The 25,836-nt window shown below is 42.5% G+C and carries 14 protein-coding genes and 1 tRNA gene; 2 read left to right on the forward strand and 13 right to left on the reverse strand.

The features are described 5' to 3' along the window. Positions 1 to 118: 118 nt before the first annotated feature. The 13 genes from lptB to AC4MCD_RS08545 all read right to left on the reverse strand — a co-directional run bounded on the left by lptB (position 119) and on the right by AC4MCD_RS08545 (position 23,065). Positions 119 to 862 carry an LPS export ABC transporter ATP-binding protein gene (gene lptB / locus AC4MCD_RS08485; RefSeq protein ID WP_491875898.1) on the reverse strand — a complete coding sequence of 248 codons (744 nt, stop codon included), beginning with the start codon at positions 860 to 862 and terminating at the stop codon, positions 119 to 121. After that, positions 862 to 1,428, reverse strand: a complete 567-nt coding sequence (lptA, locus tag AC4MCD_RS08490) for a lipopolysaccharide transport periplasmic protein LptA (RefSeq protein WP_491875899.1) — start codon at positions 1,426 to 1,428, stop codon at positions 862 to 864. The genes lptB and lptA overlap by 1 nt, the downstream gene beginning before the upstream one ends. Then, entirely contained in the window at positions 1,412 to 1,960 is a 549-nt protein-coding gene (gene lptC, locus AC4MCD_RS08495; protein ID WP_491875900.1) for an LPS export ABC transporter periplasmic protein LptC, read from the reverse strand. The genes lptA and lptC overlap by 17 nt, the downstream gene beginning before the upstream one ends. A 33-nt stretch (positions 1,961 to 1,993) precedes the next feature. Next, the gene (locus AC4MCD_RS08500; RefSeq protein ID WP_034170294.1) at positions 1,994 to 2,533 is read right to left on the reverse strand and encodes a KdsC family phosphatase; all 540 of its coding nucleotides are present in this window, start codon (positions 2,531 to 2,533) and stop codon (positions 1,994 to 1,996) included. A gap of 3 nt (positions 2,534 to 2,536) precedes the next feature. Continuing rightward, positions 2,537 to 3,514 (reverse strand): KpsF/GutQ family sugar-phosphate isomerase, encoded by a 978-nt coding sequence (locus AC4MCD_RS08505; protein WP_491875901.1) that lies wholly within the window; start codon positions 3,512 to 3,514, stop codon positions 2,537 to 2,539. A gap of 272 nt (positions 3,515 to 3,786) precedes the next feature. After that, positions 3,787 to 3,862: transfer RNA gene (locus AC4MCD_RS08510), tRNA-Gly, on the reverse strand. Positions 3,863 to 3,927: 65 nt separating this feature from the next. Continuing rightward, positions 3,928 to 5,349, reverse strand: a complete 1,422-nt coding sequence (gene cysS / locus AC4MCD_RS08515) for a cysteine--tRNA ligase (protein WP_491875902.1) — start codon at positions 5,347 to 5,349, stop codon at positions 3,928 to 3,930. A gap of 150 nt (positions 5,350 to 5,499) precedes the next feature. Beyond that, positions 5,500 to 16,662 carry a BapA/Bap/LapF family prefix-like domain-containing protein gene (locus AC4MCD_RS08520; RefSeq protein WP_491875903.1) on the reverse strand — a complete coding sequence of 3,721 codons (11,163 nt, stop codon included), beginning with the start codon at positions 16,660 to 16,662 and terminating at the stop codon, positions 5,500 to 5,502. A 672-nt stretch (positions 16,663 to 17,334) separates the two neighbouring features. Further along, entirely contained in the window at positions 17,335 to 18,186 is an 852-nt protein-coding gene (locus AC4MCD_RS08525) for an IclR family transcriptional regulator (RefSeq protein ID WP_419365879.1), read from the reverse strand. Positions 18,187 to 18,316: 130 nt separating this feature from the next. Next, a complete protein-coding gene (locus AC4MCD_RS08530) occupies positions 18,317 to 19,534 on the reverse strand; it encodes a CaiB/BaiF CoA transferase family protein (RefSeq protein WP_491875904.1) in 1,218 nt (405 codons plus the stop codon). Positions 19,535 to 19,549: 15 nt separating this feature from the next. Further along, positions 19,550 to 20,752, reverse strand: a complete 1,203-nt coding sequence (locus AC4MCD_RS08535) for a 3-oxoadipyl-CoA thiolase (protein ID WP_491875905.1) — start codon at positions 20,750 to 20,752, stop codon at positions 19,550 to 19,552. A gap of 12 nt (positions 20,753 to 20,764) precedes the next feature. Beyond that, on the reverse strand, positions 20,765 to 22,282 hold the full coding sequence (locus AC4MCD_RS08540; protein ID WP_491875906.1) for a 3-hydroxyacyl-CoA dehydrogenase: 1,518 nt from the start codon (positions 22,280 to 22,282) through the stop codon (positions 20,765 to 20,767). A 3-nt stretch (positions 22,283 to 22,285) separates the two neighbouring features. Then, positions 22,286 to 23,065 (reverse strand): enoyl-CoA hydratase, encoded by a 780-nt coding sequence (locus AC4MCD_RS08545; protein WP_284879999.1) that lies wholly within the window; start codon positions 23,063 to 23,065, stop codon positions 22,286 to 22,288. Positions 23,066 to 23,372: 307 nt separating this feature from the next. On the opposite strand from AC4MCD_RS08545, the gene AC4MCD_RS08550 reads away from it, so the two are divergent. Both AC4MCD_RS08550 and AC4MCD_RS08555 read left to right on the forward strand, forming a co-directional pair. Continuing rightward, positions 23,373 to 24,527: an acyl-CoA dehydrogenase family protein gene (locus tag AC4MCD_RS08550; protein ID WP_419374956.1), complete on the forward strand. Its 1,155-nt coding sequence runs from the start codon at positions 23,373 to 23,375 to the stop codon at positions 24,525 to 24,527. Between the two features lie 57 nt (positions 24,528 to 24,584). Continuing rightward, the gene (locus AC4MCD_RS08555; protein ID WP_125279311.1) at positions 24,585 to 25,826 is read left to right on the forward strand and encodes an MFS transporter; all 1,242 of its coding nucleotides are present in this window, start codon (positions 24,585 to 24,587) and stop codon (positions 25,824 to 25,826) included. Positions 25,827 to 25,836 lie beyond the last annotated feature (10 nt).

The raw sequence follows: 25,836 nt of genomic DNA on the forward strand, positions 1-25,836 counted from the left end.
AGCCTAACAATATATCAAATCATACAAAAAGATAGCTTTTTCGTCTTAATTTAAGTAAAAAAAACCCGCATTTGACGACTAAAGTCTTAATGCGGGTTTTTCTGATAATGAAAATTTTCTATACAGTAAAATCATCACCCAGATAAACTTTACGTACCGTTTCATTGGCCAGAATTTCTTGTGCCGTGCCTTCGGCAATGACTGAACCTTCGCTGACAATATAGGCATGTTCACAGATGGCCAAAGTTTCACGAACGTTGTGATCGGTAATCAATACACCAATTCCACGATCTTTCAGCGTCATAATAATATCTTTAATATCACCCACGGAAATCGGGTCAACCCCGGCAAAAGGTTCATCCAATAACATGAATTTAGGGTCAGCCGCCAACGCACGAGCAATTTCAGCACGACGACGTTCACCACCTGATACACTCATACCCAATGAATCTTTAATATGGGTAATTTTAAAGTCTGCCAGTAATTCAGCCAGACGTTGCTGACGCTGAGCTTTGCTTAAATCCTTACGGGTTTCCAGAATCGCCATAATATTTTCAGAAATGGTTAGTTTTCTAAAAATAGAAGCTTCCTGAGGTAAATAGCCAATACCTTTACGCGCACGTTCATGCATCGCCAAGTCAGACAAATCGAGATCATCCAGATGGATTTCACCCTTGTCCATACGCACCAGACCCACCACCATATAGAAACTGGTAGTTTTACCTGCACCATTAGGCCCTAAAAGCCCAACAATCTGCCCACTTTCCATACTGAAGGAAACGTCCTTGACTACCCAGCGTTTACTATAATTTTTCGCCAGATGCTTAATGGTTAAAGTTTGAACCTGATGCGTCTGTGCCATTAATCACGTGCTCCCGGGAAGGATTTCGAAGATGAAGGCGGAATCACGATTTGTACACGACCTGCTGCTGAACCGGTTTTATTTGGTGTACCTGTTGCTTCAATATCGCCTTTATTCATGCTGTATTTCAGCGTATTACCACGGATACTAGCGCCATCTTGCTGCAAGTAGGCATTTCCAGACAGGGTAATAATACCGGTTTCCGCATTATAGACAATTTTCTGTGCCTGACCTTTGGCCAAACCTTTGGCTGGATCAACTTTCTGCTGAAATTGAGCCGGGCTACCTGTTGCTGTAATCAGGCTGATCTGTTTTTTATTATTCAGATTCGCCACAATCGAATTGGCCTGCAATTTCATGGTGCCCTGTTCAATAATGACATTACCTGAATAAGTCGTGACTCCGGTACGCTCATTAAAAGTCGCACGGTCAGCTAATAAGGTAATCGGCTGGTTACGGTCAGATGGCAATGCAAACGCAGTGGCTGAACCCAATGCAACCAGACTTAATAACGCAGCGCGCTTAAGGAAAGTGTTCATCATTTTAGCTCTAGAAATTTGGTTCATACTTTCCTCGAATATTAAAGAATTCGTATTGACCATCATTAAGATTGGCTTTTAGGCCCTGACTGATAAATTCAGCCTGTGGAGATTCAACAATGACAGTTTTATCGGTTTCAATTTCACGTGTTTTCGGAAAAGCCGTCAGCTCCTCGGTGCGGAACTGCATTTTTCCATTTTGCATGATCTTGGTCGCCAGCACTTCTTGAGAAAGTACAACTTTTGTATTGTCATCATAACCGTTGCCCTGTTTGGCAAAGAATGTCGCATCAACCTGACCGTCTTTATAGGTCGTTGCCTGCAGATTTTTGAGACTCGAAGTCTCTAGCTGCAGGTTTTGTTCAAGCTGGTCGACCTGGGCACGAACAGATAACATGCCCTTTTCATCAGTTTGGGTTAAGTTAATATTATTTGCAGAATAGGTCATGCTACGTGCAGAATCAGTCTGCAACTTGTTGCCCTTACCGCTGTAATAGTAATAACCACCACTTATTGCGGCAATAATAATAGCCGTAAGATATAAAACTCGAGTATCCATAAGCGGTGTACTTAATCCAGAATGTATGACTTATTAATAAGGCGCACGAGTATATTTTTCAAGTAACTCTTGGTACTTACCTTTGGACATCAGTAACATGTCACAAATCTCGCGTACCGCACCACGACCACCATAGGCCTGCGTTACCAGATCAGCACGACGACGTACTTCAACATGCCCGTTTGGAACAGTCACTTTCATGCCTGCAATCGCGAAGGCAGACAGATCAGGCCAGTCATCACCCATGTATAAACAGTCTTCAGGGTCGATATTGAGCTGAGTACAAGCTTCACGTAAAGCAGTTCCTTTATCTTCGCGGCCCTGATAAACCAGATCTACGCCCAAATCCGACATACGTTTCTGTACGATATTGCTTTGACGTCCAGTGATAATGATCACTTTGATTCCGGCTTGCTGTACCAGCTTCATCCCTAGACCATCACGGATATCAAAAGATTTAATTTCATCACCCGTATTGGTCAAGGTGACAAAACCGTCGCTTAAAATACCATCTACATCAAGTACCAGTGCCTCAATATGACGTGCCTGCTCTAATAATACATAAGATGCCATTTATTAATTTACCCCAGCCTGAATCAGGTCATGCATACTAATTACACCAATGACTTTATTGGCATCATCAACCACAACAAATTGATTAACTTTACGTTCGTTCATTTTTTCCAGTGCAATGACAGCACGTGCTTCCTGAGAAATCGTCAGCGGATTTTTGGTCATTACTTCCTGAATCGGTAAATTGACATCAAAACCTTGCTGTTTGTCGATCAGTCGGCGCAAGTCACCATCAGTGAAAATACCCAACAGAAGGTCATTTTGATCCACAATTGTGGTTAAACCTAGGCGTTTATTTGAAATCTCGTATAAAACTTGATTCATCGGTGTATCTGGTGACACTTTTGGCAATTCCGAACCTGTATGCATGAGGTGTTTTACATGTAGCAATAAACGTTTACCCAAGGCACCCGCTGGATGTGACAATGCAAAATCGTCAGCAGTAAAACCACGTGCATCTAAAAGAGCGACAGCCAGTGCATCACCCAGCGCTAAAGTTGCTGTTGTACTCGAAGTCGGTGCCAGGCCAAGTGGACAGGCTTCCTGAAGATGACCCAGAGTTAAAGCCACATCAGCATTTTGTGGCATTGGGCCTTTGGCATCACCACTAATGGTAATTAAGGGAATTTCCAGACGCTTGATCAGAGGCATCAGCATCATGATTTCATCGCTTTTGCCTGAGTTTGAAATGGCAATCAGTACATCACCCGGTACCAGCATCCCAAGATCACCATGCCCTGCCTCGCCCGGGTGCATGAAGAATGAAGGCGTACCCGTAGACGCAAAAGTTGCCGCCATCTTACGGCCAATATGCCCGGATTTCCCCATTCCGGTAATCACCAGACGACCTTTGCACTGTAGGATAATTTCACATGCCTGACTAAAACGCTCATCAATCTGCGTGGCTAAAATCTGTAATGCTTGTTCTTCGATACGCAAGGTTTCAAGTGCAACTTTCTGGAAGTCTATTTGATTTGGCATATTTGGTGGGTTCAAAGTAGGTTTACCTTAACTCTATACAGAGTTGACTCAGTCTAGCAAAAATAATTTTCGCAATTTTATCATATCTATGCAAATGGCAGGTTTCAAAATGTAGAGCTTTTCATAAAACTTAAACAGAATGTTTAGAAATTTCCCTGACTGAAAGCTCTTCCATATTCAGAATTTCATTATGTAAATCAGTTCTGATTTTCCTTTTTATTTTGCGTAGGCAATAAAAAACCCCAATCTTCCGATCAGGGTTTTTTGAATTTTGGAGCGGGAAACGAGACTCGAACTCGCGACCCCAACCTTGGCAAGGTTGTGCTCTACCAACTGAGCTATTCCCGCAATATGGGAGTGAATTATAGAGAGTTTCTGCTAACTGTCAACTCTCTATCGATTCAACTGTCGAATTAATCGGCACGACGCCATACAGTTCCTTGACGGGTATCTTCCAGCACCACCCCTTGGTCTAATAAAGACTGGCGGATTTCATCGGCACGAGCAAAATTTTTCTCTTTTTTGGCATCTTTACGTTGCTGGATGAGATCTTCAATCTGCTCTTCAGACAAGCCTAAAGCTTCCTGACCAATATCAGACTTCAGGAATTCATCGATATTGTGCTGTACCAGACCCAGAATATTAGTCAGGTGACGCAGAGTAGAATAATAAACTGTAGCCTGTTCCTGATTCTGGTCTTTTACTGCACGGTTCAGCTCTTTATTCAGTTCAAACAACACAGCAATGGCTTCTGGCGTATTGAAGTCATCACGCATGGCTGTATTGAAACGCTCAACAAAGCTTTGATCAATAGTTTCAACAATCTTCTCACCATATACCGCTTGATAAGCTTTAAAAGAATGATAGAAACGCATCAGCGTATTTTTCGCTTCTTTTAAGGCTACATCAGAATAATTCACCGGGCTACGGTAGTGTGAAGATACGATAAAGTAACGCACCACTTCTGGATGGAATTTTTCAATCACATCACGGATGGTGAAGAAGTTACCCAAAGACTTCGACATCTTTTCACCATCGACATTAATGAATCCAGCATGCATCCAGTAGTTCACATATTGTTCACCTGTCGCTGCTTCTGACTGTGCAATCTCGTTTTCATGATGCGGGAAGCTTAAGTCAGCACCACCACCATGAATATCAAAATGATTGCCCAGGCAGCAAGTTGACATCGCAGAACATTCAATATGCCAGCCTGGACGACCATTGCCCCAAGGAGATGGCCAAGAAGGTTCATTTTCTTTGGCGTGTTTCCAAAGTACAAAGTCAAAAGGATGTTTTTTCTCAACTTCCACATCTACACGTTCAGAAGCACCTGCTTGCATATCTTCCAGTTTACGGCCTGAAAGACGGCCATATTTGGCAAATTTTTCAACTTCGAAATACACATCCCCATTATTGGCTGGATATGCTGTGCCATTATTGACTAATGTATCAATCATATTTTGCATTTGATCGATATAGTCGGTGGCTTTTGGTGCAGCATCTGGTGCAAGACAGCCTAACTTGGCAAAGTCTTCATTCATCGCATCAATAAAACGGCTGGTCAGTGATGAAATGCTTTCACCATTTTCATTGGCACGTTTAATGATTTTATCATCAATATCGGTGATATTACGTATATATTTCACCTGCCAGCCCTGACTGCGCAGGAAACGGATAATATAGTCGAATGCAACCACTGTACGTGCATGTCCGATATGACAGTAGTCATAGACCGTCATCCCACAAACATACAAATCAATCTGACCTTCTTTGCGAGGTACAAATTCTACTTTTTTACGTTGCTCTGAGTTATATAGAACAAATGGTTGCATAGCGATTCAAAAGACATTCAATAAAAGGATAGCTCATCTTAACCTAAGCACTATTTTTCATAAAGTTTTAAGAAAAGTTTTTATATTTTATGCATAAAAAAATCCCCAGCCGAGGCTGAGGATTTTTTAAATCAATTTTCTAAAGTTAAATTAGAAAATGATTTGGTTATTTTCCATTAATAGTTTAAGGAAATTATTATCTTCCATCTTACTCAAATATCCCTGCTGATCTTGAACATGTAACTCAAGCAATTTGGTTGCCTGATATCGTTCTCCTTTACCATCACGATCGACATAAACCTTAGCAACATTAGCCTCAGTATTAAAATCGATAGATACAAATTCTGATTCTTTACCTTTGTCAAAATCAACTAGGATTTCTGTTAGGTTTATAGAATCTGCTTCATCGTATGCGGAATTACCTAAAGAGAAGTCAGTCCAAATATCCTGACCATTACCTGCCGTATGATTATCTGCTAGTACTTTATAAATTAAAGTATCATTTCCACCATTACCACTAATAATATTATTTAAACCATTTCCAATCAAAATATCATCAATACTTTCACGACCAATTAATTCCGCATCAGTTTCATCGGTAGCGATCATAATGACGTCATTTGAGCCTATGGTAATAGAAAGTTTAGTATCAACATAGTCACCATTTAATGCTGTAAGACGGTACGTAAACTCATCAATTTTGCCTAGAGATGTAATATCTTTAACATTATCCGGAGTGTATTCATAATAGCCATTTGCCCAAACTTCTAAAGTACCATATTGACCCTTAATGATGGTGCCCACAGAATCTGAACTGTAACTATTTACAACTTCAGTCTTTATCAGACTAATATTTTCATTACCCAAGTCATCTGTTTCTACATTTTTTTCTATAATAGAAAGTTTAGTAGTACGTGAGTCATAGGAATCATTTGCAAGCAACAATCCTTTGACAAGATTTAAAGGACGTTCTTGATCAACCCTATATTGATGTTCATAAATATTACTTAATGACACATCTTTAAATTCAATATTAGAGGTATTGTATTTACCAAATAGCTTTAACTTGTAGTTGCCAGCTTCCAATGAACTAATAGAGAAAGTTCTATCGTCATTTTCCTTATCAATGTCCACATTACCTTCAAACACAATTGAATCGTCTTCAAGCTTAATACTATACAATTCGTACTTTTGGGTTGTTTCGTTGAGCTTATATAATTTCCATGTTCCAGCTCCTTTTAGACCTTTTAGCTCAAATACACCCTGTAAGCCAGTGCCTTCCACCTTAAAGTCCAAAGATACTTCATTCCCTGCTGTTACCTTCGTAGAGTCTGTCGGTATATTTTTAATATTTAATGGGTTTGTTGGAAATTGATATATTGAATTCAAAGCATATATATCAGTAACACCTAAACCTACTTTACTAACCTCTATATTAGCAGTAAGTCCACCCTCAACTTTACGAAGTACAACTTGATAGTCACCTGCGTTCAAGTTTGAAATTTCAAATCTTTCACTACTGCTATTATAAGAAGTACCAATAGGCTCAAGTCCTAAAAATTTACCATTATTATCAAAATACTCAGTTGTTACTTTTCCTGTAACATCAATAGTTGATTTAGAAATATATACTTTATATACACGTGTCGGATTCAGGAAATCACTTGCCGTATCCTTTAATACAAAATGTGTCGTTCCTTCTGTAGTAAATGCTGATCCAATATTTAATCCTAGATAAATACATTCATCTGTATTAAAAGAAACGAAAGATTTTGTAGATCCAGCATTTAAATTCGTATAATCGCTATTAATATAGCTATAAGTAATTTGACCTGTAGACTTTTCAACTTTAGCTTCAAAATCTACTTTTACTGTAGCAACATCATTCGTAGTCACAATTGTCTTACCGGCACTCACATTCTGGTCAATTACATTTGCATTGCTATTTAATTCAATTTGTGGACTCTCAATGATTACATTCAGCTCATAACCCTTTTCAAGGACAGAACTATTATTTTGTGCAGCATAGTCGGCATTATTATAGACAACAGTAAACTGTTCAGATGAGCCAACATTATTAGCATTGTCAGTATTCGGCACATATGTATATGCCCCACCCTCATGAACAGTCAATACACCATACTGCCCATCTACAGTAACTTTTTTCGAATCTTGGTCTATATAATGCCACCCTCCCTCGAACAAGACTTTATTAACAAGAAAATTATTTAATGTACCAAGTTCTAAATTTCCAAATTCGATATCTGCAATTTCGGTAAAAATATCACCTACATAATCTATTTTTCGGTCTTCATCTACATTAATAACAGATGTCCAATCATAACTTTTAGCATTACTTAGTTTCAGCTCGTAACCACCAGCTACATTTAAACCACCATCTTTAAGTGCTACTATTTTATATTCGCCTGACTCAACATCTGTGGCAGATAAGTTTAAAGTACTACCTATCAATAAAGCACCACCAATAACACCACCACCAAGTTTTGAATCAACCCATTGATATGAGCCATCTGCGCTATATACCTTTTTCATCAGCATAATATCGAGATTAATCACACCAAGAACACCTGTGTATTTGACACTTATATCAAAATCCCAAGTTTGATGATCAGGAACCGTAAATTTAATACCTGAAGTAGAATCAATTAATTGCAGATCTAAAGCTTTACCCGCATTAAGTTGAACAAGACCACCACCAGTATCCGTGTACTTGTTCGCATCTGATGTATCAATAATAGTTGAACCAACTTTCAAGTTAATAGAAGCATAAATATCTTTCTTAGTAACATTATCAACAGCTGCATCCTCACCCGCTTCAATCCCCGCTAAACGGGTAATCTCTGCCTCAAGATCAGCTTGCGCTTTTTTCAGCACAGCCACATCTTCTGAGTTCAGCAGGGTATTTTGCGCATCGTTGATTGCTTTTAATGCCGCAGTTTCTTCTTCACCATCAAACTTAGCTGAGTCTGTACCTGCTTGGGCAATTGCATTTTTTAGTGCTTCTTTCGCAGCAGCCAGTTCATCTACAGGAGTAAAGCCATTTACAACGTCATCCAGCTCAGATTGTGCTTCTTCGAAGTCAGCATCAGTTGCTTCTGAGTCTTCCAATACAGCTTCAGCATCCGCAATTGCATCCGAAAGTTTAGTCTTATCTTCACCTTCTTCAAGACTATCCAAGAGCTCTTTGGCATCATCAATCGCTGCTTCCAGCTCTTTCTCAGCATCACTTTCTGCAGCTTCATCAGCTTTTGCATTCACAACAGCCTGATCCAATACTGATTTCGCATCTGCAAGCTGCTCAGCGGTCGCCGCAGGATCTTGAGCCAACAATGTTTCAGCTGCATCAATCGCATCTTCAACTGCTGCTTTTTCTGCACCAGTTAAACCGCCCAGCGCTTCATTCGCCACTTCAATCGATTCAACCAAAGCCAGACGGGCAATCTCTGCCTCAAGATCAGCTTGCGCTTTTTTCAGCACAGCCACATCTTCTGAGTTCAGCAGGGTATTTTGCGCATCGTTGATTGCTTTTAATGCCGCAGTTTCTTCTTCACCATCAAACTTAGCTGAGTCTGTACCTGCTTGGGCAATTGCATTTTTTAGTGCTTCTTTCGCAGCAGCCAGTTCATCTACAGGAGTAAAGCCATTTACAACGTCATCCAGCTCAGATTGTGCTTCTTCGAAGTCAGCATCAGTTGCTTCTGAGTCTTCCAATACAGCTTCAGCATCCGCAATTGCATCCGAAAGTTTAGTCTTATCTTCACCTTCTTCAAGACTATCCAAGAGCTCTTTGGCATCATCAATCGCTGCTTCCAGCTCTTTCTCAGCATCACTTTCTGCAGCTTCATCAGCTTTTGCATTCACAACAGCCTGATCCAATACTGATTTCGCATCTGCAAGCTGCTCAGCGGTCGCCGCAGGATCTTGAGCCAACAATGTTTCAGCTGCATCAATCGCATCTTCAACTGCTGCTTTTTCTGCACCAGTTAAACCGCCCAGCGCTTCATTCGCCACTTCAATCGATTCAACCAAAGCCAGACGGGCAATCTCTGCCTCAAGATCAGCTTGCGCTTTTTTCAGCACAGCCACATCTTCTGAGTTCAGCAGGGTATTTTGCGCATCGTTGATTGCTTTTAATGCCGCAGTTTCTTCTTCACCATCAAACTTAGCTGAGTCTGTACCTGCTTGGGCAATTGCATTTTTTAGTGCTTCTTTCGCAGCAGCCAGTTCATCTACAGGAGTAAAGCCATTTACAACGTCATCCAGCTCAGATTGTGCTTCTTCGAAGTCAGCATCAGTTGCTTCTGAGTCTTCCAATACAGCTTCAGCATCCGCAATTGCATCCGAAAGTTTAGTCTTATCTTCACCTTCTTCAAGACTATCCAAGAGCTCTTTGGCATCATCAATCGCTGCTTCCAGCTCTTTCTCAGCATCACTTTCTGCAGCTTCATCAGCTTTTGCATTCACAACAGCCTGATCCAATACTGATTTCGCATCTGCAAGCTGCTCAGCGGTCGCCGCAGGATCTTGAGCCAACAATGTTTCAGCTGCATCAATCGCATCTTCAACTGCTGCTTTTTCTGCACCAGTTAAACCGCCCAGCGCTTCATTCGCCACTTCAATCGATTCAACCAAAGCCAGACGGGCAATCTCTGCCTCAAGATCAGCTTGCGCTTTTTTCAGCACAGCCACATCTTCTGAGTTCAGCAGGGTATTTTGCGCATCGTTGATTGCTTTTAATGCCGCAGTTTCTTCTTCACCATCAAACTTAGCTGAGTCTGTACCTGCTTGGGCAATTGCATTTTTTAGTGCTTCTTTCGCAGCAGCCAGTTCATCTACAGGAGTAAAGCCATTTACAACGTCATCCAGCTCAGATTGTGCTTCTTCGAAGTCAGCATCAGTTGCTTCTGAGTCTTCCAATACAGCTTCAGCATCCGCAATTGCATCCGAAAGTTTAGTCTTATCTTCACCTTCTTCAAGACTATCCAAGAGCTCTTTGGCATCATCAATCGCTGCTTCCAGCTCTTTCTCAGCATCACTTTCTGCAGCTTCATCAGCTTTTGCATTCACAACAGCCTGATCCAATACTGATTTCGCATCTGCAAGCTGCTCAGCGGTCGCCGCAGGATCTTGAGCCAACAATGTTTCAGCTGCATCAATCGCATCTTCAACTGCTGCTTTTTCTGCACCAGTTAAACCGCCCAGCGCTTCATTCGCCACTTCAATCGATTCAACCAAAGCCAGACGGGCAATCTCTGCCTCAAGATCAGCTTGCGCTTTTTTCAGCACAGCCACATCTTCTGAGTTCAGCAGGGTATTTTGCGCATCGTTGATTGCTTTTAATGCCGCAGTTTCTTCTTCACCATCAAACTTAGCTGAGTCTGTACCTGCTTGGGCAATTGCATTTTTTAGTGCTTCTTTCGCAGCAGCCAGTTCATCTACAGGAGTAAAGCCATTTACAACGTCATCCAGCTCAGATTGTGCTTCTTCGAAGTCAGCATCAGTTGCTTCTGAGTCTTCCAATACAGCTTCAGCATCCGCAATTGCATCCGAAAGTTTAGTCTTATCTTCACCTTCTTCAAGACTATCCAAGAGCTCTTTGGCATCATCAATCGCTGCTTCCAGCTCTTTCTCAGCATCACTTTCTGCAGCTTCATCAGCTTTTGCATTCACAACAGCCTGATCCAATACTGATTTCGCATCTGCAAGCTGCTCAGCGGTCGCCGCAGGATCTTGAGCCAACAATGTTTCAGCTGCATCAATCGCATCTTCAACTGCTGCTTTTTCTGCACCAGTTAAACCGCCCAGCGCTTCATTCGCCACTTCAATCGATTCAACCAAAGCCAGACGGGCAATCTCTGCCTCAAGATCAGCTTGCGCTTTTTTCAGCACAGCCACATCTTCTGAGTTCAGCAGGGTATTTTGCGCATCGTTGATTGCTTTTAATGCCGCAGTTTCTTCTTCACCATCAAACTTAGCTGAGTCTGTACCTGCTTGGGCAATTGCATTTTTTAGTGCTTCTTTCGCAGCAGCCAGTTCATCTACAGGAGTAAAGCCATTTACAACGTCATCCAGCTCAGATTGTGCTTCTTCGAAGTCAGCATCAGTTGCTTCTGAGTCTTCCAATACAGCTTCAGCATCCGCAATTGCATCCGAAAGTTTAGTCTTATCTTCACCTTCTTCAAGACTATCCAAGAGCTCTTTGGCATCATCAATCGCTGCTTCCAGCTCTTTCTCAGCATCACTTTCTGCAGCTTCATCAGCTTTTGCATTCACAACAGCCTGATCCAATACTGATTTCGCATCTGCAAGCTGCTCAGCGGTCGCCGCAGGATCTTGAGCCAACAATGTTTCAGCTGCATCAATCGCATCTTCAACTGCTGCTTTTTCTGCACCAGTTAAACCGCCCAGCGCTTCATTCGCCACTTCAATCGATTCAACCAAAGCCAGACGGGCAATCTCTGCCTCAAGATCAGCTTGCGCTTTTTTCAGCACAGCCACATCTTCTGAGTTCAGCAGGGTATTTTGCGCATCGTTGATTGCTTTTAATGCCGCAGTTTCTTCTTCACCATCAAACTTAGCTGAGTCTGTACCTGCTTGGGCAATTGCATTTTTTAGTGCTTCTTTCGCAGCAGCCAGTTCATCTACAGGAGTAAAGCCATTTACAACGTCATCCAGCTCAGATTGTGCTTCTTCGAAGTCAGCATCAGTTGCTTCTGAGTCTTCCAATACAGCTTCAGCATCCGCAATTGCATCCGAAAGTTTAGTCTTATCTTCACCTTCTTCAAGACTATCCAAGAGCTCTTTGGCATCATCAATCGCTGCTTCCAGCTCTTTCTCAGCATCACTTTCTGCAGCTTCATCAGCTTTTGCATTCACAACAGCCTGATCCAATACTGATTTCGCATCTGCAAGCTGCTCAGCGGTCGCCGCAGGATCTTGAGCCAACAATGTTTCAGCTGCATCAATCGCATCTTCAACTGCTGCTTTTTCTGCACCAGTTAAACCGCCCAGCGCTTCATTCGCCACTTCAATCGATTCAACCAAAGCCAGACGGGCAATCTCTGCCTCAAGATCAGCTTGCGCTTTTTTCAGCACAGCCACATCTTCTGAGTTCAGCAGGGTATTTTGCGCATCGTTGATTGCTTTTAATGCCGCAGTTTCTTCTTCACCATCAAACTTAGCTGAGTCTGTACCTGCTTGGGCAATTGCATTTTTTAGTGCTTCTTTCGCAGCAGCCAGTTCATCTACAGGAGTAAAGCCATTTACAACGTCATCCAGCTCAGATTGTGCTTCTTCGAAGTCAGCATCAGTTGCTTCTGAGTCTTCCAATACAGCTTCAGCATCCGCAATTGCATCCGAAAGTTTAGTCTTATCTTCACCTTCTTCAAGACTATCCAAGAGCTCTTTGGCATCATCAATCGCTGCTTCCAGCTCTTTCTCAGCATCACTTTCTGCAGCTTCATCAGCTTTTGCATTCACAACAGCCTGATCCAATACTGATTTCGCATCTGCAAGCTGCTCAGCGGTCGCCGCAGGATCTTGAGCCAACAATGTTTCAGCTGCATCAATCGCATCTTCAACTGCTGCTTTTTCTGCACCAGTTAAACCGCCCAGCGCTTCATTCGCCACTTCAATCGATTCAACCAAAGCCAGACGGGCAATCTCTGCCTCAAGATCAGCTTGCGCTTTTTTCAGCACAGCCACATCTTCTGAGTTCAGCAGGGTATTTTGCGCATCGTTGATTGCTTTTAATGCCGCAGTTTCTTCTTCACCATCAAACTTAGCTGAGTCTGTACCTGCTTGGGCAATTGCATTTTTTAGTGCTTCTTTCGCAGCAGCCAGTTCATCTACAGGAGTAAAGCCATTTACAACGTCATCCAGCTCAGATTGTGCTTCTTCGAAGTCAGCATCAGTTGCTTCTGAGTCTTCCAATACAGCTTCAGCATCCGCAATTGCATCCGAAAGTTTAGTCTTATCTTCACCTTCTTCAAGACTATCCAAGAGCTCTTTGGCATCATCAATCGCTGCTTCCAGCTCTTTCTCAGCATCACTTTCTGCAGCTTCATCAGCTTTTGCATTCACAACAGCCTGATCCAATACTGATTTCGCATCTGCAAGCTGCTCAGCGGTCGCCGCAGGATCTTGAGCCAACAATGTTTCAGCTGCATCAATCGCATCTTCAACTGCTGCTTTTTCTGCACCAGTTAAACCGCCCAGCGCTTCATTCGCCACTTCAATCGATTCAACCAAAGCCAGACGGGCAATCTCTGCCTCAAGATCAGCTTGCGCTTTTTTCAGCACAGCCACATCTTCTGAGTTCAGCAGGGTATTTTGCGCATCGTTGATTGCTTTTAATGCCGCAGTTTCTTCTTCACCATCAAACTTAGCTGAGTCTGTACCTGCTTGGGCAATTGCATTTTTTAGTGCTTCTTTCGCAGCAGCCAGTTCATCTACAGGAGTAAAGCCATTTACAACGTCATCCAGCTCAGATTGTGCTTCTTCGAAGTCAGCATCAGTTGCTTCTGAGTCTTCCAATACAGCTTCAGCATCCGCAATTGCATCCGAAAGTTTAGTCTTATCTTCACCTTCTTCAAGACTATCCAAGAGCTCTTTGGCATCATCAATCGCTGCTTCCAGCTCTTTCTCAGCATCACTTTCTGCAGCTTCATCAGCTTTTGCATTCACAACAGCCTGATCCAATACTGATTTCGCATCTGCAAGCTGCTCAGCGGTCGCCGCAGGATCTTGAGCCAACAATGTTTCAGCTGCATCAATCGCATCTTCAACTGCTGCTTTTTCTGCACCAGTTAAACCGCCCAGCGCTTCATTCGCCACTTCAATCGATTCAACCAAAGCCAGACGGGCAATCTCTGCCTCAAGATCAGCTTGCGCTTTTTTCAGCACAGCCACATCTTCTGAGTTCAGCAGGGTATTTTGCGCATCGTTGATTGCTTTTAATGCCGCAGTTTCTTCTTCACCATCAAACTTAGCTGAGTCTGTACCTGCTTGGGCAATTGCATTTTTTAGTGCTTCTTTCGCAGCAGCCAGTTCATCTACAGGAGTAAAGCCATTTACAACGTCATCCAGCTCAGATTGTGCTTCTTCGAAGTCAGCATCAGTTGCTTCTGAGTCTTCCAATACAGCTTCAGCATCCGCAATTGCATCCGAAAGTTTAGTCTTATCTTCACCTTCTTCAAGACTATCCAAGAGCTCTTTGGCATCATCAATCGCTGCTTCCAGCTCTTTCTCAGCATCACTTTCTGCAGCTTCATCAGCTTTTGCATTCACAACAGCCTGATCCAATACTGATTTCGCATCTGCAAGCTGCTCAGCGGTCGCCGCAGGATCTTGAGCCAACAATGTTTCAGCTGCATCAATCGCATCTTCAACTGCTGCTTTTTCTGCACCAGTTAAACCGCCCAGCGCTTCATTCGCCACTTCAATCGATTCAACCAAAGCCAGACGGGCAATCTCTGCCTCAAGATCAGCTTGCGCTTTTTTCAGCACAGCCACATCTTCTGAGTTCAGCAGGGTATTTTGCGCATCGTTGATTGCTTTTAATGCCGCAGTTTCTTCTTCACCATCAAACTTAGCTGAGTCTGTACCTGCTTGGGCAATTGCATTTTTTAGTGCTTCTTTCGCAGCAGCCAGTTCATCTACAGGAGTAAAGCCATTTACAACGTCATCCAGCTCAGATTGTGCTTCTTCGAAGTCAGCATCAGTTGCTTCTGAGTCTTCCAATACAGCTTCAGCATCCGCAATTGCATCCGAAAGTTTAGTCTTATCTTCACCTTCTTCAAGACTATCCAAGAGCTCTTTGGCATCATCAATCGCTGCTTCCAGCTCTTTCTCAGCATCACTTTCTGCAGCTTCATCAGCTTTTGCATTCACAACAGCCTGATCCAATACTGATTTCGCATCTGCAAGCTGCTCAGCGGTCGCCGCAGGATCTTGAGCCAACAATGTTTCAGCTGCATCAATCGCATCTTCAACTGCTGCTTTTTCTGCACCAGTTAAACCGCCCAGCGCTTCATTCGCCACTTCAATCGATTCAACCAAAGCCAGACGGGCAATCTCTGCCTCAAGATCAGCTTGCGCTTTTTTCAGCACAGCCACATCTTCTGAGTTCAGCAGGGTATTTTGCGCATCGTTGATTGCTTTTAATGCCGCAGTTTCTTCTTCACCATCAAACTTAGCTGAGTCTGTACCTGCTTGGGCAATTGCATTTTTTAGTGCTTCTTTCGCAGCAGCCAGTTCATCTACAGGAGTAAAGCCATTTACAACGTCATCCAGCTCAGATTGTGCTTCTTCGAAGTCAGCATCAGTTGCTTCTGAGTCTTCCAATACAGCTTCAGCATCCGCAATTGCATCCGAAAGTTTAGTCTTATCTTCACCTTCTTCAAGACTATCCAAGAGCTCTTTGGCATCATCAATCGCTGCTTCCAGCTCTTTCTCAGCATCACTTTCTGCAGCTTCATCAGCTTTTGCATTCACAACAGCCTGATCCAATACTGATTTCGCATCTGCAAGCTGCTCAGCGGTCGCCGCAGGATCTTGAGCCAACAATGTTTCAGCTGCATCAATCGCATCTTCAACTGCTGCTTTTTCTGCACCAGTTAAACCGCCCAGCGCTTCATTCGCCACTTCAATCGATTCAACCAAAGCCAGACGGGCAATCTCTGCCTCAAGATCAGCTTGCGCTTTTTTCAGCACAGCCACATCTTCTGAGTTCAGCAGGGTATTTTGCGCATCGTTGATTGCTTTTAATGCCGCAGTTTCTTCTTCACCATCAAACTTAGCTGAGTCTGTACCTGCTTGGGCAATTGCATTTTTTAGTGCTTCTTTCGCAGCAGCCAGTTCATCTGAATTATTTTTCTCACTATGCTTACTTGAACCACCAGAGCCACTAGTAGCTAGTGCTAACCCACCAATCGCAACAGCACCAGCTGCCCACGGCCAAAGATCAATTAATGAACTTGATGATTCATTAAGTAATAGTTCTATTTTTGATAATGGGTCATAACTAACTGAATCAAAATCAAATAAAAATAATTCAGACTGTTCATTTCTAAAAACCAATGAACTTTCTTCTACATTGAAGTTATCAACTATTAATATTTCACCATTCTTTAAAGTAATTACAGCCTGATTATTTAAATATTCAATCTTTTCTATATCTTCAATATTTATATCTATTAAGACAACAGAGCTATCATTCAATTCAATTTTTTGTGAATAATTTTTTATTAAATTATTACTACCATTTTCTTTTGAAATAACTTGAACCTGCATAGGAGACCCCTAAAAAACCAACTTAAACAGTTGGTATTAATTAAAGATTTATTAAAAACATTTTTCAAGCAATTACTCTACTTTTTTACAATATAATTTTACAGATAATAATAATCATTTCTGGTTTAATCACTACTTTTTTTTAACAATAGCTAATCATTCATAGATAGTTTTATCTAAAATAAAATTAAGTGATTGTTTTATCTATTTTAATAAAATTTATAGAGTTAAAATATTTAGTTTTTTTAAAAAATTACATTTAAATAAATTATATTTAATCTTATAAAATATATGTTTTTTTACTTTTCTAGATTGGAAAAGTATTTATTTCTAAAAATTTATTTTTATGACTTTTAATGTAAACTTCACATTGAAAAATAGTTAATTTATTAAAATAAATATATTAAGCACCACTCTGAATGATATCTTTACTTAAAACAAATCTTACCTAAATTATTTAATATTTTTAAATTAACATTTAATATTTTCTTAACTATTTTTTATTGGTATACTTTATTTCTATATTTATAAAATCCGATCACTAAAGATTAATATTAAGTATTTATTCAACTCGAAAATAAAATCACTATATTCTATAAAAAATTAAGAGCAGGTATTTAATTCAAAAACCTGCTCTTAAATAAAAAATCAGTAATATCCAATTATAAGATTCTAACCCAATTCATTTCTAATATTGTTCACCATATGTAATAAACGTGGTGCAATATCATTTTTGATTTTCTCTTCATTGAGGAGGAAACTTGGACCGCCGCAGTTAAACACCAGTAGACCATGCTGTTCATGGACAAAAGGAACTGCAACCGAATTCACATCCTTATGCCATTCACCGATTGAAAAGCAGAAACCATGCTCTTGATAGTCTCGAAATGACTTCTCCAGATCTTTTTGGATCTGTGGCCATTCTTCAGCATGTTTACGGCGAATCGCATCAAGCAGAAAATCACGCTCATCTTCTGGCATTGCAGCCAAACAGGCACGCCCCATTGAACTTAAATGAATCGGCAAATGGGTTCCTACCTGACGACGCATGGTGACATTGCCTTTGCCCTGTACCACATCCAGATAAATCATATTCAGACGATCGCGGGTCGCCATCGCCACAGCAGCTTCAGCATAGTCCGCCAGATTTTTCATTAATGGATGAGCAACCGATCGCAAGGATAAATTCGACAGCATCGAATAACCAAAAGACAGTACGCCGACTGAGAGCTGAAACTTGCTCGAATTCGGAACCTGCTTTAAATATCCTAAACGAGACAAGGTATGGGTTAAACGGGTAATCGTCGGTTTAGGTAGACCTGTCATCTGTGACAGTTCCTGATTGCCCAGATGCTGATGCTTTGGACTAAAGCAGCGCAGTAACTCCAGACCACGTGCTAAAGCTGTAATAAATTGACGGTCATTTTCATCCTGCATGTCTTCGATCGGATGCAATAACTCATGACGCAAAGGCGCAATTAATCTTTCTTCCGACTGATCGGTTTCAGGTACATCATCAGACATGTCTTCACCGTCCTTCAAATTCATAATAAGTGTTTCGCATTGCGAAATTATAAATAATTATCTTGTATATAGCAAAGAAGCAACTTTGATTAAGTTGCTTCTTTATTAGACTTATGGGTTTTCTTTTTGATTAACCAACAATACCTTGAGCTTTTAAGGCCTCCAGTTTTTCCTCATCCACGACACGTGAAAGAATCTCATTCGTATGTTCGCCCAACATTGGCGGTGCCTTACGGTATTCAACCGGTGTACGCGATAATTTAATTGGTGAACCAATCACGGTTAATTTTTCTTTTAACGGATGTGGTATTTCAACCAGCATGTTACGCGCTTGCACTTGTGGTTCCTGGAAAGCCTGTTCTAGATTATTGATCAGGCCTACCGGAACTTTCACTGCATGAATTGCTTGCACCCAATGCTTCGCAGTATTGGTCAAGAAATGTTTTGCCAATAGCTCTGTGATTTCTGCACGATGCTGAATACGCAGTGCATTGGTCACAAAACGTGGATCTTGCGGTAAATCTGGCAAACCAATTGCAGCGCTCAAGGCTATAAACTGTTTGTCATTACCACAGGCGATGATGAAATCCTGATCCGCAGCACGGAATACTTGGTATGGGACAATATTGGCATGTGCATTACCATAACGACCCGGGATTTTTCCCGAAGCCAGGTAATTCATACCCTGGTTTGCGAGTAACGCCACTTGTACATCCAGCAATGCCATATCAATATGCTGACCGAGACCAGTCACATGGCGGTTTAACAAAGCCGCCTGAATGGCAATGGTCGAGTATAAACCCGTGGTTAAGTCCGCAAAGGCCACGCCAACTTTTTGTGGTCCACCGCCCGGTAGGTTATCTTTCTCACCGGTTACGGACATTAAACCGCCCATCCCCTGGATGATAAAGTCATAACCTGGTTCAGGTGCACGAGGGCCAGTTTGGCCAAAACCGGTAATTGAGCAATACACTAGTTTAGGATTGATTGCACTCAAGCTTTCATAATCCAGACCGTATTTCTTCAAAGAACCCGCTTTATAGTTTTCAATGACTACATCTGAATCAGCCGCCAATGCTTTGACCAGTTCCTGACCTTCAGTCGTTGAAATATCAATGGCAACCGACATTTTATTACGGTTGGCTGACTGGTAATACGCCGCTTCACGTGTATTTTCACCCTGGTTATTCTTCATCCAAGGTGGTCCCCACATACGGGTATCATCACCCGTTTTAGGACGTTCAACTTTAATCACTTCAGCGCCTAAATCCGCGAGGATTTGACCACACCAAGGACCTGCAAGTACGCGACTTAAATCCAGTACGCGAATACCCTCTAATGCACCCATGTGTTTTTCCTTTGTTTATACGCGTTCAATGACCAGTGCCAAACCTTGGCCGACACCAATACACAGACTAATCACAGCATATTTTTTGCCGCTGCGCTGCAATTCACGAGCAGTACTGAGCACTAAACGAGCACCTGAAGCACCGAGTGGATGACCGACTGCAATCGCACCGCCATTCGGGTTAACGCGAGCATCATCAAATGCGACATTTAGACCTTTCAGGCAAGCCAATACCTGAGATGCAAAGGCTTCATTGATTTCAATGATATCCATGTCATCCAACGTCAAGTTGGCACGTTTGAGTGCCAGTTTGATCGCATCAACCGGGCCTGCACCCATAATACGTGGTTCAATACCCGCAGCAGCAGAAGCAATGATTTTTGCCATTGGCTGGATACCCATTTTTTCCTGAGCAGCTTCCGAACCAATGATTAACGCTGCTGCACCATCATTCACACCTGAAGCATTGCCTGCAGTCACTACACCACCTTCAAACAGTGGACGTAATTTTTGCAGAGCTTCCAGGTTAGAAGATGGACGTGGATGTTCGTCTTGATCCACTAGTTTTGCTGGCAATTTACGGCCTTGGGGTACTTCGACACCAACAATCTCACCAGCGAAGAAACCTGCCTGTTTAGCAGCCTCATATTTGGCTTGTGATGCTGCAGCAAACTGGTCTGCATCTTCACGCGTAACGCCATATTCCACCGCAACGTTATCACCAGTTTGTGGCATGGTGTCATTGCCAAACTGTTTTTCAATGATTGGGTTCGGGAAACGCGCACCAATGGTTGAATCAAATACTTTAAAGTCACGACTAAACGGTGTTTCTGATTTTGCAAAAACAAAGGGTGCACGAGACATCGACTCGACACCACCTGCTAGGAAGATATCCCCTTCATTACAAGTAATCGCACGCGCTGCATCAATGACTGCTGCCAGGCCAGAAGCACATAGACGGTTCACAGTTTGTGCTGGCGTTTTCACATCTAGACCCGCCAATAACGTTGCATGACGTGCAATATTACGGCTGTCTTCACCGGCCTGGTTAGTATTCCCCAGAATCACATCATCAAAAATATCATCAGGCAGATTATGTTTTGCAACCAATGCCTTAATCACATGTGCAGCTAAATCATCTGGACGAACCTTTGCCAGGCTTCCTGCATGACGGCCAAATGGCGTACGTAATCCATCATAAATATATGCATTTAACATGAGTTTGATTCCTTAAACTGCTGCAGTGTGAAGAAGAGATAGTTTTAAACGGGCGCGGCGTTGTAACCATGGACTTGGACGATAACGCTGGTCACCAGTATTCGCCAGGATACGTTCCAGGATCAACAGGATACGTTCTGCGCCCAAAACATCACCCCATGAAATTGGTCCATGTGGGTAGCCCAGACCAAGTTTTACTGCTTTATCGATATCGGATGCAGTGGCAATTTGCTGCTGGGCAATATCACAAGCCAGATTCACGACCATCGCCAACACGCGCTGAGCAACAAAACCAATACTTTCAGCAATTACCGATACGCCATGATCATTATTGGCGAATAATGCATGTGCCTGATTAATATATGCTTTTTGCGTAGCAATTGATGGCATGATGGTACGGTGCTTGGCAAAATCAGTCAGCATATCGATACTGATTGCACGAGTCGCATCAACATCAAAACGTAATGCAGCTGTTGTGGTGTCTTCACCATAAGTGGCCAATAGAATCAGACTGTCAGCCGCTGGAGTTTCCGCGCTGTCGATGACTAGGCCTTGCTCACGGATATAGTCACGCAAGATACTGGCATCCTGTTCAAGATCTGCTTTGATCCAGACCGGGCTGAATTCAGTTACTTCAGGCGCAATCTGAGCCGGAGCTTCATTGGTCTTTTGACCATCCTGATACTTATAGAAACCTTCACCGACTTTACGACCGACTTTTTTACCAGCCAGCATTTGACGGGTTAAAGCGCTTGGACGGTAACGATCTTCCTGATAATACTGATTAAAAATCGATTCCATCACTGGATGAGAAACATCCAGTGCAGTCAGGTCAAACAATTCCAGCGGTCCCATACGGAAGCCAGCGCCTTCACGCAGAATACGGTCGATTTCTGAAATGGAAGTGACACCTTCACCCAGAATTTTCAGCGCTTCCGTACCATAAGCACGGCCGGCATGGTTAACAATAAACCCTGGTGTGTCTTTGGTTCGTACTCCAAAGTGCCCCATACGCTGTGCCAGTTCAAGTAGATCTGCAACCACCTGTTCATCGGTCGCCAAGCCTGCAATCACTTCGACAATTTTCATCAGTGGCACTGGATTAAAGAAGTGGAATCCCGCCATGCGACCTTGATGCTCAAGGTTTGATGCAATCGCAGTCACTGATAATGATGAGGTATTGGTTGCTAGAATGGTTTCTGGTGAAACAATGCTTTCAAGCTGTTTAAATAAACTTTGCTTGATATCCAGGTTTTCGATGATGGCTTCAACCACCAGATCAACACCAGCCACTTCTTCAATGCTGTTTAGAATTTTAAAACGTGCCAAAGTTTCATTTAGGACTTCTTCAGTAAATTTTCCTTTGGCTTGAAGTTTTTCAAGCGTAGCTTTAAGTTTAGCCAGACCTGCTTCTGCTGCACCTGCTTTGGCATCGAATAAACGCACTTCCAGACCTGCCTGGGCTGCGATTTGCGCAATACCCATGCCCATTACACCAGTACCGATGAGCGCCATAGATTGAATGGTCATGTCTTATTCTCCAGTGTATTGTGCAGGACGTTTTTCAAAGAACGCATTCACGCCTTCTTTCTGATCTTTGGTATCAAATAAAATCTGGAAAGCTTTACGTTCCAGTGCCAAAGCACCTTGTAAGGATTGATCTTGGCCAAGATTGGTCACTTCCTTGATTTGCTGAACCGCGATTGGAGAGAAAGACGCAATCGTTTGAGCAATCTCAATCGCATGGGTAATGGTGTTTTCATCTTCTACGACTTCAGAGACCAAGCCCATACGCTCAGCTTCAGCAGCTTTTACCAGTTTACCGGTCAACACCCAAAGCATAGTTTGATATTTACCAATCGCACGCAGTAAACGTTGTGTTCCACCTGCACCTGGCATCAAGCCCAGCTTCACTTCTGGCTGGCCAAATTTGGCATTTTCACCGGCAATGATGATGTCCGCATGCATGGCCAGTTCACAGCCACCACCGAGTGCATAACCATTAACTGCCGCAATAATCGGTTTTGCACAGTCAGTAATGCTCTGCCAGTACTGTTCAGTATGGCGTAAATACATTTGGGCTGTAGTTGCAGTTGTGAAATCCTTGATATCCGCACCCGCAGCAAATACTTTTTCACCGCCGGTCAAAACAATCGCTTTTACAGCATCTAATTTTGAAAGGTATTGAAATGCTTCAGAGAGTTGCTGACGTAATTCCAGGTTCAAGGCATTACGTGCTTCCGGGCGATGGATTTGAACAATTGCGACGCCATCTTCCTGTACAGTCAATTTTAAAATTTCAGTGCTTTCCATAATCTTCTCATTTCGCACAGCGGTATTTAATTAACAATATACATAAATTTCGTTCAAAGTAAACTATTCAAATTTGAACAAAAAATATTTTATAACGCCTTAAAAATAGTATTAATCACATTAAATCAATTATTTAAATCTAATCCTAAAGCAAAACATAAATATCGCACAGCGGAATATACTTTCGTATATATTGATCCTTGTTTTAATTTTAATTAGTATCCGCATAAATTTAGCTTAGTGATGAGTTTTTATTCACATTGGACAAGATGTGGACAGAACGAAATCCTAGATACGGAGTTAGGACATGATTCGTGATCAGGAAACCTTAGACCAGTTGGTAGATATGATTCGCCAGTTTGTAGAAGGCGTATTAATCCCAAATGAAGAAATTGTTGCAGAAACGGATGAAATTCCAGCAGAAATCGTGCAACAAATGAAAGAGTTGGGCTTATTTGGTTTAACCATTCCTGAAGAATATAACGGTCTTGGCCTGACCATGGAAGAAGAAGTCTATATCGCTTTTGAACTGGGCCGTACTTCCCCGGCTTTCCGCTCATTGATTGGTACGAATAACGGTATCGGCGCATCTGGCCTGATCATCGATGGTACTGAAGAGCAAAAACAGCACTTCCTGCCAAAACTGGCCAGCGGTGAAATCATTGGCTCGTTCTGTTTGACTGAACCGGATTCTGGTTCTGATGCAGCATCGCTTAAAACCACTGCTGTGAAAGATGGCGATGAGTACATTCTGAACGGTACCAAGCGTTTCATTACCAATGCGCCACATGCGGGTGTATTCACAGTAATGGCACGTACCAATCCTGAATTAAAAGGTGCTGCAGCTATTTCAGCGTTCATCGTTGACAGTAAATTGCCAGGTATTTCACTGGGTAAACGTGACAAGAAAATGGGCCAGAAAGGCGCACATACCTGTGACGTGATCTTTGAAAACTGCCGTATCCCTGCATCAGCTTTGATTGGCGGTGTAGAAGGCGTTGGCTTTAAAACTGCGATGAAGGTTCTGGATAAAGGCCGTATCCACATTGCTGCACTGAGCGTGGGTGCTGCAACCCGTATGCTGGAAGATTCATTGCAATATGCCGTTGAACGTAAGCAGTTCGGTCAGGCGATTGCCAACTTCCAGCTGATCCAGGGCATGCTGGCAGATTCTAAAGCTGAAATTTATGCAGCGAAATGCATGGTGCTTGATGCCGCGCGTCGTCGTGATGCCGGCCAGAACGTCAGTACTGAAGCATCATGCGCAAAAATGTTTGCAACAGAAATGTGTGGCCGTGTCGCTGACCGTGGTGTGCAAATCCATGGTGGCGCGGGCTACATCAGTGAATATGCAATTGAGCGCTTCTACCGCGATGTGCGTTTATTCCGTCTTTATGAAGGAACCACGCAGATCCAGCAAGTCATTATTGCTCGCAATATGATTCGCGAGGCGACTCAGTAACAAGTTTGGCCTGATCAACTCTCCTTGCGATCAGGCCTTTTTTATAGGTAATGGATGATGGCTATAACGAATACAATTTCAAAAATTGGCCCAAATACCTGGAAAATCGCATTTATTTTTGCATTCCTCGCCCTGCTGGTCGATGGTGCGGATTTAATGCTGCTTTCCTACAGCTTAAACAGTATTAAAGCTGAATTTGGTCTAACCTCTGTCGAAGCTGGGATGCTCGGAAGCTTTACCCTTGCAGGTATGGCAGTTGGAGGTATATTCGGAGGGTGGGCTTGTGATAAATTCGGTCGTGTACGTACCGTCGTTGTCTCAATCCTTTTATTTTCGGCATTGACTTGTGGTCTTGGTTTTACCCAAAGCTTTGCTCAATTTGGTGCATTACGTTTCTTCGCTTCTCTTGGCTTAGGTTCTTTGTATATTGCATCGAATACTTTAATGGCTGAGTACGTGCCAACTAAATATCGTACAACTGTTTTAGGAACATTACAGGCTGGCTGGACAGTTGGCTATATCGTTGCGACTTTGCTTGCGGGCTGGTTAATTCCAGATCACGGCTGGCGCATGCTGTTCTATGTAGCTGCGATTCCAATTGCCTTGGCTATTTTGATGCACATTCTGGTACCAGAACCAGCGGCATGGCAAGAAAACCGCTTCAAGAAAGTTGAAGTGACTGACAAACCTGCTGAGTCGACCTGGAAGCTGATTTTCCAGGATAAGAAAAACCGCAACATGTTTATCTTATGGGCTTTAACTGCTGGTTTCCTTCAGTTTGGTTACTATGGCGTTAATAACTGGATGCCGACATACCTGGAAAGTGAACTGGGTATGAAGTTCAAGGAAATGACTGCCTACATGGTCGGTACTTATACCGCGATGATTCTAGGTAAAATCCTTGCAGGCTTAATGGCAGATAAATTCGGACGTCGTTTTACTTATGCCTTCGGTGCAATTGGTACAGCGATCTTCCTGCCATTGATCGTATTCTATAATTCACCAGACAACATTCTATACTTATTGGTGATCTTCGGTTTCCTATATGGTATTCCATATGGTGTGAATGCAACATATATGACTGAAAGCTTCCCAACCAATGTACGTGGTACAGCAATTGGTGGTGCATATAACGTCGGTCGTCTGGGCGCTGCAATTGCTCCGGCAACCATTGGTTATCTGGCAACTGGCGGTTCGATCGGTCTAGGCTTCCTAGTCATGGGTGCTGCATACTTTATCTGTGGTTTGCTCCCTGCTCTGTTCATCAAAGAAAAACTCTACGATCCTCAAAAATCTTAATCCGTTTTAG

The sequence above is a fragment of the Acinetobacter sp. CAU_H_78 genome, from assembly GCF_058599365.1.